16 protein-coding genes are annotated in these 18,058 nt (G+C 40.9%); 4 read left to right on the top strand and 12 right to left on the bottom strand.

Features of this window, described 5'->3' with window-relative positions:
* Positions 1–152 precede the first annotated feature (152 nt).
* On the top strand, positions 153–1,055 hold the full coding sequence (locus ACPUEN_RS09090; protein WP_425639898.1) for a bile acid:sodium symporter family protein: 903 nt from the start codon (positions 153–155) through the stop codon (positions 1,053–1,055).
* Positions 1,056–1,183: 128 nt separating this feature from the next.
* On the opposite strand, the gene ACPUEN_RS09085 is transcribed toward ACPUEN_RS09090, so the two are convergent.
* From ACPUEN_RS09085 to ACPUEN_RS09050, 8 genes are all read right to left on the bottom strand, one after another.
* Positions 1,184–1,957, bottom strand: a complete 774-nt coding sequence (locus tag ACPUEN_RS09085) for a YoaK family protein (protein ID WP_425639896.1) — start codon at positions 1,955–1,957, stop codon at positions 1,184–1,186.
* A 4-nt stretch (positions 1,958–1,961) separates the two neighbouring features.
* Positions 1,962–2,426: a hypothetical protein gene (locus tag ACPUEN_RS09080; RefSeq protein ID WP_425639894.1), complete on the bottom strand. Its 465-nt coding sequence runs from the start codon at positions 2,424–2,426 to the stop codon at positions 1,962–1,964.
* Positions 2,427–2,437: 11 nt separating this feature from the next.
* Entirely contained in the window at positions 2,438–2,953 is a 516-nt protein-coding gene (locus ACPUEN_RS09075; RefSeq protein ID WP_425639892.1) for a hypothetical protein, read from the bottom strand.
* A gap of 112 nt (positions 2,954–3,065) precedes the next feature.
* Positions 3,066–4,442, bottom strand: a complete 1,377-nt coding sequence (locus ACPUEN_RS09070) for a HAMP domain-containing sensor histidine kinase (protein ID WP_425639890.1) — start codon at positions 4,440–4,442, stop codon at positions 3,066–3,068.
* Positions 4,443–4,535: 93 nt separating this feature from the next.
* On the bottom strand, positions 4,536–5,228 hold the full coding sequence (locus ACPUEN_RS09065) for a response regulator transcription factor (protein WP_425639888.1): 693 nt from the start codon (positions 5,226–5,228) through the stop codon (positions 4,536–4,538).
* Positions 5,229–5,254: 26 nt separating this feature from the next.
* Positions 5,255–5,674, bottom strand: a complete 420-nt coding sequence (locus ACPUEN_RS09060) for a nuclear transport factor 2 family protein (protein WP_425639886.1) — start codon at positions 5,672–5,674, stop codon at positions 5,255–5,257.
* A gap of 58 nt (positions 5,675–5,732) precedes the next feature.
* Positions 5,733–6,029 (bottom strand): hypothetical protein, encoded by a 297-nt coding sequence (locus tag ACPUEN_RS09055; RefSeq protein WP_425639884.1) that lies wholly within the window; start codon positions 6,027–6,029, stop codon positions 5,733–5,735.
* 77 nt (positions 6,030–6,106) lie between these two features.
* Positions 6,107–6,973, bottom strand: coding sequence for a cation diffusion facilitator family transporter (locus ACPUEN_RS09050; protein ID WP_425639882.1), 867 nt, complete (start codon positions 6,971–6,973; stop codon positions 6,107–6,109).
* 183 nt (positions 6,974–7,156) lie between these two features.
* Here ACPUEN_RS09050 and ACPUEN_RS09045 point away from each other — a divergent pair, with 183 nt between their 5' ends.
* Complete coding sequence (locus ACPUEN_RS09045) at positions 7,157–8,566, top strand: cellulase family glycosylhydrolase (RefSeq protein WP_425639880.1); 1,410 nt, start codon at positions 7,157–7,159, stop codon at positions 8,564–8,566.
* Between the two features lie 35 nt (positions 8,567–8,601).
* Here ACPUEN_RS09045 and ACPUEN_RS09040 read toward each other — a convergent pair whose 3' ends face one another.
* From ACPUEN_RS09040 to ACPUEN_RS09025, 4 genes are all read right to left on the bottom strand, one after another.
* On the bottom strand, positions 8,602–9,837 hold the full coding sequence (locus ACPUEN_RS09040) for a multidrug effflux MFS transporter (RefSeq protein ID WP_425639878.1): 1,236 nt from the start codon (positions 9,835–9,837) through the stop codon (positions 8,602–8,604).
* A gap of 359 nt (positions 9,838–10,196) precedes the next feature.
* Positions 10,197–11,951, bottom strand: a complete 1,755-nt coding sequence (locus ACPUEN_RS09035; protein ID WP_425639876.1) for an arylsulfatase — start codon at positions 11,949–11,951, stop codon at positions 10,197–10,199.
* 483 nt (positions 11,952–12,434) lie between these two features.
* Positions 12,435–13,568: a DEAD/DEAH box helicase gene (locus ACPUEN_RS09030; protein ID WP_425639874.1), complete on the bottom strand. Its 1,134-nt coding sequence runs from the start codon at positions 13,566–13,568 to the stop codon at positions 12,435–12,437.
* Between the two features lie 38 nt (positions 13,569–13,606).
* Positions 13,607–14,035, bottom strand: a complete 429-nt coding sequence (locus tag ACPUEN_RS09025; protein WP_425639872.1) for a cupin domain-containing protein — start codon at positions 14,033–14,035, stop codon at positions 13,607–13,609.
* A 215-nt stretch (positions 14,036–14,250) separates the two neighbouring features.
* Here ACPUEN_RS09025 and ACPUEN_RS09020 point away from each other — a divergent pair, with 215 nt between their 5' ends.
* Complete coding sequence (locus ACPUEN_RS09020; RefSeq protein ID WP_425639871.1) at positions 14,251–16,803, top strand: DUF7133 domain-containing protein; 2,553 nt, start codon at positions 14,251–14,253, stop codon at positions 16,801–16,803.
* Between the two features lie 3 nt (positions 16,804–16,806).
* Positions 16,807–17,907 carry a sugar phosphate isomerase/epimerase family protein gene (locus ACPUEN_RS09015; RefSeq protein ID WP_425639869.1) on the top strand — a complete coding sequence of 367 codons (1,101 nt, stop codon included), beginning with the start codon at positions 16,807–16,809 and terminating at the stop codon, positions 17,905–17,907.
* Positions 17,908–18,058: the final 151 nt, after the last annotated feature.

Genomic DNA, 18,058 nt, shown 5'->3' with positions numbered 1-18,058 from the left:
CAATAATTAGCGGTGTATTACTCTTGGTTGCACTTGGCATTACTCTCTTTTCAGGTATTGCAAATGCCGGCCCCCTTTGGATCGGTTTTTTCTTTTTGTGCGCGATAACATTTCTTGGAATTCCGAAACTAAAAGGGTACGCTTACTCCCTCATGATTTTCGGGTCAGTTGCAATTGCCCTCTATTATCCACAGTATTTCCAAGAATATAAGGGCTTTAAATTTAGCGCATTGATTGTTCCCTTGATTCAAGTGATCATGTTTGGAATGGGGACATCGATGAGTATCAAAGACTTTCTTGGTGTAGTCAAAATGCCCAAAGGAGTTTTAATAGGTGTACTTTGCCAGTTTTCCATTATGCCGTTTATTGGATTTACATTGGCAAACATGAGTGGCTTTCCGCCAGAGATTGCAGCCGGAATTATCTTAATCGGATGCTCGCCGAGTGGAATGGCTTCGAATGTGATGGCTTTCCTTGCCAAAGCCAATCTTGCACTTTCTATTACTGTCACTTCTGTGACTACCTTGTTGGCACCTTTTGTGACTCCTTTTTTAATGGGCTGGCTTGCAGGAGAGTTTGTCGCGATTGACGTAGTAGAAATGATGCTTAGCATCGTGAAAATGGTTATCCTACCAATTGGGGCAGGCCTTATTTTTAACTACTTCTTGCAAGGAAAAGCCAAATGGCTGGATGATCTCATGCCTATAATTTCAATGGCTGCCATAGCATTGATCTTGGTAGTAATAGTAGCTGCGGGTAGAGATAGTCTTCTGGACATTGGTCCTTTATTAATCGTCCTAGTAATTGCTCATAATCTCTTCGGATATGTGCTTGGTTATTGGGCAAGTAGATTGTTTAGACTTAGTGAAAAAGATTGTCGAACCATAGCGATAGAAGTCGGAATGCAAAATGGGGGACTAGCCTCTGGTATTGCCAAGGAGATGGGAAAGATCGCCACAGTTGGTTTAGCTCCTGCCGTATTTGGCCCGTTCATGAATGTCAGTGGTTCTATACTCGCTTCCTATTGGCATAAAAAACCAATTAAAGATGAGTAAACCGTAAATTTCTTAACTCAAAAAAAAGAGACAGCCCCACTAATCGGACTGTCTTTTTTGATTGTTCAAAACCTTTATGTTAATCTGTTAATTTTGGGTGACTAGTAAACTCTGTTTTGTCTATTTTGTTAATGATTAGAAAGTTGAGGAGTTTGACTTTTAATGATTTTTCTATAATACGGTTGCTTTCTTTGAAGCAAGTTTCTCATTTTTATTCGGTAGAAATCATATCCGATGACAATCAACAAAAAGACACAAACGATATAAAAAACATTGTAGGCTATGGTTAGGTAGATATATCCTGCCGAAATCCCCCCTGCTAGGTAAGATGACATGATCGTCAATAGTAATTTCCACTTATTTCTCAGATGCGGATTTTCTCGATTTTCTTTTTTGGTAAAGAGTGAAGCAAGTATTCCCAGATCAGTAGTTAATCCGGTCAGGTGAGTTGTTTTGACCGCCGAATTTGAAATGGTGGCAGTAAGTCCATTTTGGATACCCATAGCAAATAGCATTGCGCTCACCATCAATTCCGTTTCCAATAAAGTTTCCTTATAATAAAATTGAATGTAAGTGCCAACCACCAGCAAACACAGGATTTCCAATACGATTGGGATGGAATGCGCCAAGTAAGCTTTTTCTTTTCGGAAATTGATTACGATCAGATTTGAAGTGAAATTCCCTAAAAAAAACAAACCAATCCAGCCAAAAACAACCAGTGCCTGATACCAATTGCCATGGGAAATCTCTTGCGCCAAAATCGCATAATGTCCAGTAACATTCGAAGTGAACGCGAAAAATATAATCACAGAAATAACGTTTACCATTCCCGCTGAAAAAGCCGTCAAGGAACCGAGTTGTATGTTTTCTTTGACTGTTCGAGTTTGATTGTTACTGATCATTGGATTAGGTATTGATTTTTTCGAAAGTCATTTTGACAATACCACGTACTTGCATGTCAAAATTGAAGTGTAATACCATACGATCTGAACTGAGCTCTTGTATTTCATAATGTTCCATCAAGTTTGCCCCATCGATTTGAAGGATATTTCCACGGCCTTTGAGTGTCCAATGCAGTGATTTTTGAGTTTCAGACCCTTGCATTTCCAATGTTTCATCGTCAGTGAATTTCCAGGTCTCCGCTTTATGAATAATTAGATTTTCACTAATCTGTTCCTTAATATGGTCTGTTACCATGTAGTCGAAACTATTGTCCTTTCGCAGGATTGAATCCAACTTTTCATATTCCCATGAAATCTCCTTCCATTCTCCTAGAATATTAGAAGTAGGTGACTCCTGTAGCGATAGAAGAGCAAAGTACACCACCATCGTAGAGGTAAATATCGCCAAATAGATGAAGGTGTATTTCATTATAGTGTAGTTTAATGGGCTACTTGTCCATGTGTGAAAAACAAAGAGGATAATTCGTTTTTACTGCTTTCTGCGTTTTCTACAGATACTGTATGCCAATTAACCTTGAAGAGATTTGTTTTACTTTTGGTGAAAAATGGGATCAGGTTAAAACTGTTGCTGTTTTTTAATTTAAACTTATAGTTTCGAGGGATGTATGCTTCGGTGACTTTGTTGCCTTCCAAGTAGTTTTCAAAAGCATTTTGGTTGTTGCCGCTGAAGATATCAATCGACATATGCTCTATGATCGCCTCATATTTGCTCAAAAGCATCTCGCAACTGCACTTAAATTCCTCATTTTCCAGAGTTTCCAGTACTTTCCTTTTGGAATAAAAAAGTAATTCAGTAATGGAGGAGGAGGCCCATTGACCGTAAACGAGAATTAATCTTAATTTCTCAGAATGGTCTGCGTTATTTTCCAGGGCTGTCTTTACAAGATTCAGCGATTCAACTGTGAAGTCGGTTGGTATTAAGATAGTTTTTGCCATAGCTGTTGTCAGTTATAATCAACAGGGGCTAAATTATCTTCGAGGTATTAGAATGGACTAAGGATGAGATTAAGATCTAATTAGATTTTGAGGGGCTGAAATTAGAATTAGATTAGAGGACAAAGTCTCCTTTAGGTAGGTGAATTTCTACGGTCGTGCCTTTGTTGAGCGAGGAATTTACTTTTAATACCCCATCGTGGATTCGGATGATATTTCGTGCCAAAGGAAGGCCAATCCCATGTCCTTCATGATTTTTTGTGTTGGAAGCCCTGAAATATGGGTCATAGATATAGTCCATTTCATCCGAGGGAATGCCAATTCCACTGTCTTTCACGATAATAATAATGGAACCGTCCATTACTGCCAAAGCAATATTAACAGTCTGTCCATCAGAGTATTTGCAGGCATTCAGGACTATATTGGAGACAGCCAGATGTAGCAGCTGCTCGTTTCCTAATACTTTCAGTAAAAGGGGGTTTTCGGGAAGGAGACTAAAATCCAGCGAAATTTTATTTTTAGTTTGAATTTTCTCTACTGTTTCTTTTACATCCAAAATCAGCTGATCCATTCGTACTTTTCCGAACTTTTGTTTTTTCCCATCAAAGCCCGTTTGCGCTAGCAGAAGCAATGCTTGGGTTTTTTTCTGAAGCTTTTCCGCTTCATCCAGTATTGCATTAAGAGACTCGACATATTCTTCTGGCTTTCTAAGTTTTGAAAGGGAGACATCCGCTTCGCCGATTATTGAGGTCAGTGGGGTGTTTAGCTCATGAGAAGCATTGCTGATAAAGTTTTTTTGTGTCTCAAAAGAAGTTTCTAGCCTATTAAGCATGTCATTGAATGTCTGCGCTAGTTCTCGGACTGAATCATTGTTTTCGGGAACCTCCAATCTCATATGAAGATTTTCAGATCCTATTTTTTTTGTCTTCTTGATTATGTTTTGAATAGGTTCAATGATTTTCCGGGAAAACATAATAGAGAACACTACAATGAGTAGAAAGGCTATAGCCAGTGAAGTAAAAATAAGATTCCTGAGATAGGCGAGATGATGGGTGATAAAGTAGTTTTCGGCGGAAAGTATTACCAAGTGCTTTTTTTGGTCTGGAGTCTTGTAGATTGTTCCGTAGAAAAAAGCATTTTGTTGGCTGTAGGTTCCGATTCCCTCAGCCACCACATCATTTAGAAATGACTTATTGAAATCTTTGAGCCTGGGGTCATCCACTAGGTTTTCTTCATTGATGTCTTCCAGGATTAGGTGTTGCTCATTGGCTAGAGGTTCTAGGTAATCTTGACGCAATTGCTGGACCACATTACTATCTTTTTGTTTCTCGAGCTCTATCTTTGCAGTGGCTATTGCTCTAATTTCCAGTCTTTTATAAAAGTCTGTGAAAGCAAAAATGGAAATCGAATAATAGATAAATCCGCTGAAAAGCAGGGTGTAACCAATGAAGGCTGTAAGCAGGATATAGATTATCTTATTTTGAAGTTTCATAGGGTAATGACATGTCTTTTAACTTCCCATTCAGCCTTTTACTTTTTTCTGTATTTGGTCTAAGCCCGTTGGTATCAGTCAAGTGCTATTGCATCAATATTCTTTTAACACATAACCCATTCCGATTACCGTTTGGATTAGCTTTTGGTCTCCGTATTTATCCATTTTTTTCCGAAGGTAGTTTACATACACATCGACTACATTAGTGCCCATGTCAAAATTAACTCCCCAGACTTCATGCAGCATATCCACTCGCGAAAGGACCTTTCGCGGGTTTTTCATAAACATTAATAACAACCGAAATTCTGTGGAAGTCAATGAGATCTCATGATCGTTTCGGAATACGGTCTTTTCAGTATCATTCAAAACTAAATCTGCAAACCTGTAAATGTCGCTGGTAATATCTTCTGAATCGTCTGATTTGCCTCCTCTACGCATGAGCGTTTTGATCCGAGCCAGCAACTCTATGAATTTAAATGGCTTGACTAAGTAATCATCCGCCCCAGAATCAAGCCCGATGACTACATTCTCCGTACTTCCCATAGCCGTGAGAAATAAAATAGGGACCTCCGATTTTTGAAGCCGTATTTGCTTACATACTTCTAAGCCATTTATGCTTGGGAGCATTATATCCAGAATTATCAAGTCAAATTGACTAGTAAGAGCAAGCTGAAGTCCAAGTGTGCCATCCATCGCAATAGTGACCTCAAAGCCGTTTTCAGTCAGACCTTTATTGATAAAACTACATACTCGGGTGTCATCTTCTACTAAAAGTATTTTTTTCAAAAGACAGTGGGTTAGAGGGTAAAGTCTTAGCTCAATTTATAAGCCTGTCTGGCCAATAATTTCCATTGGCCTTTTTCTTTCTGCCAGACGAGTATTACCCCGATTTTAATGGAGTTTGATGTACCGCCATCTAGCACATCTGCTGCTAAATTATGTCGGACAATAGCTATGTCTTTTTCTACTTGTATGGTTTGGTCTTCAAAAGAAACCTTAGCAAAATCTGATGCACCACTAACGAGTGCCTCTATAAATTGTGCTTGGTTTTCCAACTTCCCACTTGAGTGTCCATAGCTTAGGTGGATGGAACTTAACTCGCTTAAGTTGGCTACGGTGGGGTCAATCAAGGCTAATCTGAGTTTTTCTACTCGAGATGCTACGTCTTTTTCTGCTTGCGCAAAGGCAAAAGTGACAGAAAGTAAAAGGGCAATGGTTAATAAGGTTTTCATAGGGTTTGGGATTATTTTTAATATTTGGAAGTATTAGTTAAAGGAGGTTTCAATCCTATTATTTCTCTTGTACAATTGTAAAAATATTCTTCTCTGTGACGCCTTTCACTTCATGCTCTACCATCACTGGTATGTCGTATGTATCCAATTCTTTGAGAAGGAAATTCTCTCCATTGATGAAAAACTCGATTTCTCCTTTTATCACAGTAAGTAAAGAAGGGACATTTGCCGTGTGTTTTTTTAAGATCTGATCTTGGAGGAGACCTATGGCGAAATAGTTCGTTTTGTCAGTTCGCTGAATAGGGAAGACGGAAGGACGTTCATTCCCAAAGGCTAAATTCTCAAGGATATTCATGGCAGAATCTGGGTTTAGTTGAAAAATCGATTGGAGTATAAATTAGGTATTCTTTCCGAAAAGTCTATCTCCTAATTCTAAAAAGGCTCAATATGGATAAGCACATTTCCCAGTTCTGGAATCTCGGCGCATAGCTTATCCTTCAGCTTATGAGAAATGTCATGACCTTCGGTTACTGTAAGTTCTCCCGGAACCAAGGCATGTAAATCGACATGGTATTCCATTCCTGCTTTTCGGATAAAACATTTTTCAGTTCCTTCTACTCCGGGGACAGTTAAGGATACAGCTCGAATTTGCTTGGTCAATTCCTCGTAGATATTCTCGTCCATTACTTCCCCAAGGGCGGGTCTGAAGATTTTATAGCAATTATAAAGTATGAAAGCTACCGCAAAAAGCGCTGCGTAGTCATCTGCGACCTCAAATCCCTCTCCACCAAAAATGGCAATGGTAATTCCTATAAAAGCAGCGACGGAAGTAATTGCATCGCTTCTATGATGCCATGCTTCAGCTTTTAGAGCCCCACTATTCAATTTCTTACTTCTTCGTATGACCACCTGGAATGAAACCTCCTTCCAAATTATTATGGCTGCCAAAACGGTCAAGGTAAAAGGTTTTGGAAGTTCGTGGGGAATAAGGATATGCTGGAAAGCCTGATAAGCGATCGTACAGGCTGATATAATAAGAAAAACGACTACCAGAAAGGTGATCAGCGGCTCAGCTTTTCCATGACCATAGGGATGGTTTTCGTCTGCTGGTCTAGAAGAATACTTCAACCCAAAAAGCACGAGTAATGAAGAAAAAACGTCAACAACGGACTCTATACCATCAGCAATCAAGGCATAAGAATTACCAAAAATGCCTGCCAGAAATTTAATTGTAGCCAAAACAACATTTCCCAGCATACTGAAAATAACTGTTTTTACTGCAAGGTTTGAGTTGCTCATGGTTTGGGCGGGTATTGGAATCGCAAAAGTAGGGATTATTCCTTTGCCGATAGAATAGGAGTAAACAAGCGGTTCTATCAGCAATTATACATTTAAGTAACAAATGAATCCCTTTTCGCTAACATTAAGCCCCCTTTGGATAGTGAAGGATTGAATACTTTTGAAAGGATTAAATTAAACCCTATGAATAACCTATCTAGATTTTTCTCACTCGCAGTTCTACTCTCACTTAGCATTTTCTCCTGTGGGGAAAAAGAAGAACCGGCTACTCTTATGGTTTCTTCAAACGAGCTAGTGTTCGTTTCTACTGAAGAAACATTAAGTCTGGCAATTACGAGTAATCAACAATGGCAGGTGGAGCATGATGCCTCGTGGATTACTGTGAGCCCAAGACAAGGATCTGGGAATACTCAGATATCCGTAAAAGTTGATTTAAACCCCACAGAAGAACTCCGGACTACTGTTATAAATATACGATCCGGGACTATCATCCAGCCAGTTAAAATAACTCAGGAGGCGAGTGAGCCTCAATTTCCTACATATTACATCCCCGCCGATAATACCGGAATGCGCGATATTTCTAGCTTGAATCTGGCAGGTGAAATGGGGGTAGGATGGAACCTTGGTAATTCCCTAGAAGCGATAGGAGGGGAAACCGCCTGGGGCAATCCGAAAACTACAAAAGCGCTCATTGATGCCATCAAGGCTGCTGGCTTTACTTCGGTAAGAATCCCTGTGGCCTGGAGTAAATTTACCAATGCAGAGACCTATGAAATCGATCCTGCCTGGATGGCTAGAGTGCAGGAAGTGGTGGATTATGTGATCGACAATGACATGTATGCGCTGATGAACATACACTGGGACGAAGGCTGGATGCAGCCGACTTTTGCGCAGCAGGACTATGTGAATGATAGACTGGAGAAAATGTGGATTCAAATAGCATTGAATTTCCGGGATTATGATGATCACCTACTTTTTGCCGGAACAAATGAAGTGATGGTGGAAGGAGATTATGGTACCCCGAAACCTGAATATTATCAGGTGCAGAATTCTTTTAATCAAACCTTCGTCGATGCCGTGCGCTCCACAGGTGGGAGAAATACCTACAGAAACCTGGTCGTACAGACATTCAACACAAATATTGACCATGGGGTGAATTTCTTCGATATTCCAACGGATGATACAGAGGATCGTCTGATGGTAGAATCTCACTATTATGATCCGTATGAGTTCGCGCTGAGGGAGGATGAAATCATCACCCAATGGGGCACAAATGCGACTGATCCTTCAAAAACAGCTGCTTGGGGAGGGGAATCACATGTGGATGCGCAGTTCCAAAAAATGAAAACCAATTTTATTGATCAAGGTGTTCCCGTACTGATGGGTGAATATGGGGCAATCATGAAAAAAGCTGAGGAAAACCACCGCTACGTGGCTGACTACCTAAGGTATGTGACCAAAAGTATGGTAAGCCATGGATTGGTTCCATTCTATTGGGATAATGGCTATGCTGGTGACTATGGTTTTGCACTCTTTGATCGAAATACCGGGGAACAGGTTCATCCAGATTTGATAAAGGCGATCACAGATTAAAATCTAAAAGCCGGAATTCATCACGAATTTCGGCTTTAAGAGGCAAACACTTCTTTGTTTCTTTCCCGACTGATCGTTCCCGGGATAGACTGATCCATTTTTAAAACTATAAAACCTCCAACTGCGCAGATCCCCATTCCCATTACCATGGGGAATGCAGAACTTGCGTGGAATAAGCTGACGATTGCCGTCACAATTCCACCGATTGCCATACGCATGCTTCCCAGCATTGCAGAAGCGGATCCTGCTGCTTTAGCAAATGGTGCCATAGAAAGTGCGGTGGTATTTGGACCATTCAGGCCGTGGGCTGTGAGGAACACAAACATCAAAGCGATCAAGGAAAGCACATCAAACCAGTTAAAGTAGACACCTGTGACTAAAATCAGACCTACAGTCACTTGATAGTGTAAGGAGAAGTTGATGATTTGTTGGGATGAAAATTTCTTTAATAAAATATGATTCAATTGTGTAGACCCAATCATGGCAAAAGCCAGAATAGCGAAGATCCAACCGAATTGATGCTCGCTCAAGCCGTATAAATTCATAAATACATCTGCTGAACTAGCGATGTAGGCAAAAGGCGCCGCTCCAGCTATTCCTCCGGCTAGCATGTATACTAAAAATTGCCGGTTTTCTAGAACTCTGATATAGCCTTTCCAGACCTGCTTAGGTTTTAGAGAGATTTCTTTGTCCGGTAGGGCACCCGCAGGAAGTACGACTACAGTAGCAATCCAGATAATAGCTGTAAGTACTGCAAGGATGATAAATACCCAGTGCCAATCATAAGCCGCAGTGACAAAACCACCTAAAGTTGGAGCTATCATCGGTGAAACGGCAATCACGAGAATAAGCAAGGACATGGCCTGTGCAATTTTCTTCACTGGAAAAATATCACGAACAATAGCTTGCGCAGACACCATTCCAGCACAGCCTCCAATAGCCTGAAGGAAGCGCATGAAAACCAGATTTTCTACAGACTGTGACATCGCACACCCAATGGATGCAAGAATGTATATAGCCAAACCTGCATAGAGCGGTTTTTTTCGCCCATACTTATCCAGCAAGGGTCCATAAAACAACTGACCAATGGCAATACCGACTAGATAGGCAGTAAGGGAAAGCTGAATATTGGAGATAGGTGTATTCAGATCCTTGGCCATCTCAGGAAAACCTGGGAGGTACATATCGATTGAGAATGGGCTAATCGTACACAAGGCACCTAGTACCAGGACAATCTTAAAGTATTCCGTTTTGCTGTATTTCTTTTCCACCCTAAAAATTATTTGATCATGAAACTCGGAGTATCTGAGGTAAACAGGGGTAGGTGTTAATGAGTTCGTAAATATTTGGTTATTTTTTTATGGAATAATCAGGGTAAATCGTAGTGTGATGAAAAATCATTAATCTGAATAGATTTTGTTAACATGTAACTGGATTCAATTGGATTATTTTGAATGATTACAAATTCACCAAAGAATGCATGTTGAGTTAATTTGATCCTTTTCTGTAATTTTCATTTTTTCTATGCTAAACTGAGAAATAAATAAACTCAAGGCTAAGGAGATAAAGCAGCGGAGATAGCTAATTTTTTATGTTCTTGCAAGTAGGCCTCTTTTTGTTTTTGGATTAGTTATTTTTTCTCAAGTTCTACCCAAAATGGAAAATATCGTTGCCCATCCACCTCATAAAAAGGCAGTAACTGCCCTTCGGTCGCTTGTAAAGATACCCCCTTCATTTCAAGTATATCCACTTCTTCGCTGGATTTATCAAAAGCAATGTTGGCGTAGTTGGAAGTCTCAATGGTCATCCTTCCTTTAGGAGGTACGGGTTTGATGAATTTCACTCGAATGTCATAAATTCCCGGCTCAATGCTGACATTCCAGTAGCCGAAAATATCCTCCTGCGCCCAGATTCCCCGCTCTCCAGCAGCATCATTTCTGTTTAAAAATATTGGGTTTTCAGATGCATTTCCAACATGAATGATCGGAGGATCTTTTTGATTTTTCTCATTGATCAGCTCCAAGTAGATCGCATCCATTTCGGATTTCAATTCCGTCGCTTTCGTTACATTTTTTGAGGAAAGATTATTTAGCTCATATGGATCTTCATTCAGATTGTATAAGTTAAATTTTTCGATTTCTGAATTGTAATCCGTATTTCCTATCAACTTCCAGCCTGCTTTTTGGATGGAAATATTTTGGTAAAGCTCAGGATATTTTCTCGTCCAATACGCAAAATAACTGCGGTCAATAGTTGAAGCATTTTGGCCTTGAATCAAAGGAAGCAGAGTTTGACCATCTACTTTCCTGTCTTTTGGCACTTCAAATCCACAGAGATCAGCAAGTGTAGGAAGTACATCTAAATGAGCAGAAAGTGTGTTGATTTCTTTGTTTCCATTGAATCCATTAGGATATCGAATGAAAAATGGGGCTCTTACTCCACCTTGAAATACATTGCCTTTTAGACCTTTTAGCCCAGCTACATAGCGTTGCTGCTGAGGACCATTGTCTGTCATGAAGATGACGATGGTATTATTTTCGATTCCGAGTTCCTCCAGTTTTTTAAAAAGTTTTCTCAGGTTATCATCAATGTTTTCCACCATTGCGTAAACTTTCCGCGCGTCTTCTTTATTATTTTCAGACATAGGATAGAAGGGCTTTCCATCAGTTCCAAAACCTGAAGAAGGATCTATGTCTTTGTACTTTTGATAATATTCATCTGGAACCTGAAGTGGGGTATGCGGTGCATTAAAAGCTAAGTAGGTAAAGAATGGTTTGTCCTTATTTTTTTCAATAAACCTGATTGCCTCACCTGCAAAAATATCTGAACAGTAACCTTTATAACCTTCCTGCTGATTGTTATGCCAGAGCACCGGATCAAAATAGCTTCGATCGCCTTGGTAATATGTAGTGAAATCTCCGACTTGACCCATTCCGCCAGAAAGATGAATCAGTGATTCGTCAAATCCCTGATCGCTAGGTCGCATAGGGTAGTTGTCTCCCAGATGCCATTTTCCAAAAATCCCAGTCGCATAATCCTTTGATTTCAATAGTTCAGCGATGGTGATTTCACTTGAAGCCATCATCGCACCTCCATTGTAAGTATCGCGCACACCGGTTCGAAGGGAATAGCGGCCCGTCATCAAGCTTGCTCGAGTTGGCGCACAAACCGGGGAAACATAGAAATTAGTAAATCGAACACTCTCTGCAGCGAAAGCATCCAGGGTCGGTGTGTTGATGTGAGGATTTCCTGTGAATCCTAGATCTCCGTAGCCTTGATCGTCCGTGATGATGAGAATGACGTTGGGAGATTTTGTTGTTTGCTGCGAAAAAGTGACTTGAGAAGTGAAAAGCAAAAGGATAATAAAGGAGCGTTGAATTTTCATAAGACTAAAGTTAAGGCTTGACGATAGTCTAAAGTAGGTTTTCTAAGTCGAATAGCTATGCTGTGAATCGAATTCGTTTAAAATATGGATCCTGCCTTTGGCACTCTTGAATTTCCACTGAATTGTTAACTCCGAATTACGCTTCGCTGTATTCGGAGCTGTTATCGGTTGTGCCTTTGGCACAAATGATCATGAGAAAATTGGGGATCACACCTAATGGCAGGTTTGAGGTGATCATTGCCCAAAATTAAATGAGGCCCTAGTAATTGATGAGCCATGTTTTTTGAGTTGGTACTCTCTCAAATAAGTTGAACCCCTTGCCAACGGCAAGGTCAATAAAAGCCCAGAATGAAATTCTGGGTTGAAATGGAGTTGGGTGATTTTATGGGTGCTCAAGGCACGAGCAATAACTATAAACCTCTACTATACGACTCTGCGCTGATCTGCGGATTTTTCTGCGTCCATCTGCGGGAAATATTCATATTAAAACTCAATCTCATCTATACTTCTCAGCTGCACATGCTTTTTCATCTTCTTTTGGATGATTTTGAAGTGATGCAAATCCTCTTCAGCAATCAAGGAAATTGCCTCTCCAGTGGCACCAGCACGACCTGTTCTTCCGATTCTGTGTACATAATCCTTTGGCGACCTCGGCAATTCATAATTGATCACAAGCGGCAAAAACTTAATATCAATTCCTCTTGCTGCTAAATCTGTCGCAACAAGAATCCTGGTTTTTCCTGATTTGAAACGATGCAAAGCTTCAGATCGAGCACCTTGGCTTTTGTCTCCATGAAAAGCTAAAGCATCAATTCCGTTTTTGTTGAGTTTGGTGACGATGTTATTCGCTGCTCTGATAGAGGAAGCAAAAACCAGAATCTGGGACCAATCCCCAGAATTGATCAAATAACGCAGGAATGGGCCTTTTTGCTCCATAGGAACTCGGTAGGCATACTGCTCGATTAGATCTGGGGAAACAGTGTCCGGCTCAGCAGTGATTCGAACTGGCTCATGAAGCATTTCATTGATTAACCCTTCTACGGTTTCTTCGGTCGTTGCAGAGAAAAGTATGTTCTGGCGCTTTTTTGGTAGTTTTTCCAGGATCAAATCTACTTCCTCTTTGAATCCCATATTCAACACCTTGTCTGCTTCGTCCAATACCAGTATTTCAACTTGATTCAGATTCAGAGAATTTTTAGAAAGCAAATCCAGCAATCGCCCGGGAGTAGCGACCAAAATATCCGTTCCGTAGATTTTCATCATCTGAGGATTGATGGAAACTCCTCCGAAAACTGCCAATGCTTTGACAGGTCGGGTTAAAAATCTGGCGAAATTCTCAGTCACTTCTGCCACTTGACTTGCTAGTTCACGGGTCGGGACAAGCACTAAAATCGGGATCATTCTACCCTTATTAATAGGCTTTTCCTGAAGTCTTTGGAGAATGGGGAGGATGTAAGAAGCTGTCTTTCCAGAACCTGTAGGCGCAATTCCTAATACATCTTTCATTTGCAAAACAGCCGGGATAGCTTCTATCTGAATTGGATAAGGAGTATCGTAATTGGCTTTTTTGATGGCATCAAGTATCTGCTTGGAAAGTCCTAAATCTGAAAAGTTCATGAATTTATATTTTGGTCAAAGTTAAGGCTTGGAAGTTACTATTGCACTTTTTCCGTAATCTTCATGCCTGCACTTCCAGCATAAAAGACAATTATCTCTGCATCTTCATCGCCCAAATTTCTTCCCAAATGCTTTTTATTCACTACTTCTATGATGGGGTCGCCTGCTTTCATGGTCAGTTCATTTCCATCTTCATCGATCACAAAAAGCTCACCCTTTAAAAGCACGCCTGCATTTATGACGGGATGATAATGAAGAGGAAGTTCAGCATGTGCTGGGATGGTGATTTTTAGAATTGAAATTTCTGGATTGGAGGTTGGGTATTGGGGTAAGGAATCTCCATTCCAGGAAAGTTCAGATTTGATCAACGTGACTGAAGTGGGAGTACGTTTCTCCCACACTTCTTTTTTAAGAACATAAAATGAAAACAGAAATAGAATTGCTAGCAGAAGTATGTTTTTCTTCATTTTGACGTTTTGAAGGTTGAAAATGAATATACCCAATATGTCTGTTTATATTTCTCTTGGACCAGAAATGAATAATCAAGCCATTGAATTAATTCTTTCTTGCGTAAGGAAGTAATATGTTTAAAATTGTATCTGTCTTAAGTTGACTAGCCAAGATATTAGAGGTTAGCGACTTCAAGCGCTCTCAGCTCAAACCCAAAATACCAATTTGTAGTATGTCGATTATTCGTATTGCTTTGTCTTTTTTGATAGCAATAACCCTATTTTCTTGTTCTAAACCTGTACAAGAAGACCCTTCAAACCCTTCTCCTGCTCAGTCTGCTGAAGAAGAATTAGAGACTTTCCAATTAGAAGAGGGATTTCAAATCCAGTTAGTTGCCGCCGAACCCATGGTGGAAGATCCAGTTTTCATCACGTTCGATGAGGATTCCCGGCTTTGGGTGATCGAGATGCGTGGTTTTATGACTGATACGCTTGGCTCTGAAGAAGATAAGCCAATCGGTAGAATTTCGGTGCTGGAAGATGAGGATGGTGATGGAGTGATGGATAAAAGCACGATTTACCTTGATAGTCTGATCATGCCTCGAGCGCTCGGTTTTTTTGGAGATGGGGTTTTGGTGTCTGAAAACACAGCACTTTGGGTTACCAAAGATCTGGATGGCGACCTGAAAGCCGATACAAAAGTTTTATTGGATTCAACCTATGCATCTTCTGGTAATCCTGAGCATTCCGATAATGGCTTGCTTAGAAATGTTGATAATTGGTATTACAACGCTAAATCCAGGCTGAGGTATAAATACCAAGATGGCGAATGGATTAGAGATTCTACTGAGTTTCGTGGTCAATGGGGAATCAGTCAGGACGATCAAGGCCGTTTATTTTATAATTACAATTGGTCCCAGTTGCATGCGGATTTGGTTCCACCAAATTACCTTTCCCGTAATCCCAATCATTCTCCATCAACTGGTATTGATTACGGAGTTAGCATGGATCGCAGAGTTTTCCCTATTCGTAAGACGCCAGCCGTCAATCGAGGATACATTCCTGGCGTCCTCAGTGAAGACCAGCGATTGATGGAGTTTACAGCTGCCTGTTCTCCATGGATTTATAGAGCAGGACTTTTCCCTGAGGAGTATTATGGAAATGCCTTCGTTGCTGAACCTGCGGGTAATCTGGTGAAGCGAAATATCATCAGCCAAAAAGGCAATATTTTGGAAGGAAAAGACCCGCACTCGGGAATTGAATTTCTAGCATCAACTGACGAGCGGTTTAGACCAGTTGACTTTGCTACGGGCCCCGATGGAGCACTTTACATTGCAGATATGTATCGTGGTTTGATTCAGCATGGAGAATATTTGACACCCTATTTGCGAGAGCAAACAATTGGTAGAGGGCTGGAAATGCCCGTGCATTTGGGTAGGATTTGGAAAATAGTGCCAAAAGGAAAAAATGCTTTAGCGCAACCCAAGCTTTCAAAAGCTAGCACTGATGAATTGATCGAATTTCTTTCAAATAGGGATGGCTGGTATAGAGATATGGCCCAGAGACTCTTGGTAGAGCGGAATGACAAGACCGGTAAAGAGAAGGTGATGCAGCTCGCTGCTGATTCAAAGTCCACCGAACTAGGAAGATTTCATGCACTATGGACCTTGGAAGGACTTAACCTGCTTTCCCCAGATTTCCTTTTGTCAATCTTCGAAAATTCCTCTGGTTTGGTTCAAAGTACTGCTCTTAGGTTATTGGAACCATTTGCTATGGAGTCTAGTGCTATTAAAGTGAGACTTGCTGAGGCTATGGAAAAAGTAGTTGATTCTACCACTTCACAGGAAGCTCTGCAACTTTCGCTGAGTAGTTATGTGCTGGAGCCTTCTGAAGATGAACGTGTGCTTTCTGTTATTTTCTCAAAGTATGGCGATGATCCATTAATTCGTGATGCGATGATGAGTAGTTTGGGCGGAAGGGAATATGATTTCCTGCAAAAGCTTTGGGCATCGGAAGAGTGGAAGGTGAAAGAGCAGACCAAGGAGATTTTTCTTGAAACACTAGCTAGTGCGATCATTAAAAATGGAGATCAAAATGAAGTAAAAGGGTTATTGGCTTTGGCAGACGAGAAAGAGCTAGGCTGGAAAGAAAATATCCTGATTTCAGGAATGTCCATTCAGGCAGCCAACCTGAAAGATCGGAAACCTATTCCTTTGACTTCAGAGCCAGCACTTTTCCAAAGGACTGATCTGCCCATCGATGAAAATCGTGTGGATATGCTGAAGCGAATGTTTGCTTGGCCTGGCTATACGCCTTCAGAGGTGAAGCTTGTTTCCAATCAGTTGGATGAGAAGGCGTTGAAGCAATTTGCTGATGGTCGGCAGAAGTTCCTGGTGACTTGCGCAGGATGCCATGGTTCAGATGGAGCAGGAGCGCCTAGGATGGGACCTCCTTTAGTAGGATCTGAATGGGTTTTGGGTAACGAGGGCAGGTTAGCGATGATTTTACTTCATGGGTTGGAAGGTCCGGTGGAAGTAGCCGGAAAAACCTATGATGCTCCGGATATTCTCCCGGTTATGCCTGCACATTCTACCATGGACGATGGAAGTATTGCGGCGATTTTGACTTATATTAGAAATGAGTGGGGCAACCAAGCTTCACCAATTTCAGGCCGTACTATTGGTAAAACTCGGGTGTCTACTCAAGGAAGAGTTTACCCGTGGAAAGCGGCCGAACTAGATGAGTATATAGAGTCATTGCCTCCTGTGGAAGCCCCAAAACCATAAGCTATGAACAGTTCTAAACCCAGTCTATCGAGCTACAATTCAGGTAGAAGGAAATTCATAAAGACAGCTGGGCTTGGAGTTATGGCAATGGCTTTTCCGCTGCCTGGAAATCCTGATTTTCTGCAAAATGTACGAATGGGAATCGTGGTACATTCCTATGCTGCGAGATGGCATTCGGATACACCAAGCGAGAAATATCCAGGCTTTGAGAATGCCCTTAGTTTAATCGAGCATTGTAAGGAAGTAGGAGCGGGTGGTGTGCAGACATTGGTCAATGGTTGGTCTTCAGATTTTGCTAAAAAAGTAAGAGATGCACGAGAAAAGACAGGGTTGTATCTGGAGGGAAGCATTGCTTTGCCAAAGTCAAATGATGAGATCGCTAAGTTTGAAGCAGAAGTTTTGGCAGCAAAAGAGGCAGGGGCTACGGTTTTGCGAACTGCCTGTCTGAGCGGAAGGCGCTATGTTACTTTCAAAACCTTAGGTGATTACCAGGCATTTCGGATAAAAGCGATTGAATCGATTGAACTAGCCGAGCCCCTTATGCGAAAGCATAAAATGAAGTTGGCAGTAGAAAATCATAAAGATTGGACAGCGAAGGAGCTAGAAGCAATCATTAAAAAGCTGGGGAGTGAGTGGGTAGGCGTAACCTTGGATTTCGGGAATAATCTTTCTTTCATGGAAAATCCTATGGAAGTGATTGAGACTTTAGCACCTTATGCCTTTTCTACTCATGTGAAAGATATGGGTGTGAAAAACTACCATGATGGATTTCTGCTATCCGAAGTGCCATTGGGTGAAGGAATAGTTGATTTGAAATCTGCAGTTGAACTCTGTAAAAAGTATAATCCTGAGATCAACTTTAGTCTGGAGATGATTACTCGTGATCCCTTAGAAATCCCTGTAATGAAAGATAGCTATTGGGCTACGTTCGATCATTTGTCAGGACTGGATGTGTACAAAATGGAGCGAATGATGGAAGAAAATCAATTCAAAGGTGAGTTACCGCGTGTGACGGGTCTAAGTAAGGAAGAGCAATTGGCTTACGAGGAACAGAATGTGTTGGCATGTCTTGACTATAGTCGAAGTTCGCTGGGGTTGGAATAGAGTTTAGGTAATTAAAAACAACTATACAAGCAATAAATCACTTCGGCAAATGCGATGTTAAACACTAGAATTGAGGCAACTTCGGTCTTCCGTCATCGGTCTTCCAGCCAGAAAACCAAAGAAAGTAAGTTTACTCGCATCATTGCGAAAA

The organism is Algoriphagus yeomjeoni (genome assembly GCF_049821175.1).
Lineage (GTDB): Bacteria > Bacteroidota > Bacteroidia > Cytophagales > Cyclobacteriaceae > Algoriphagus > Algoriphagus yeomjeoni_A.
Note: the sequence above shows the minus strand (reverse complement) of the source record. Positions and strands in the feature narration are given on the sequence as shown.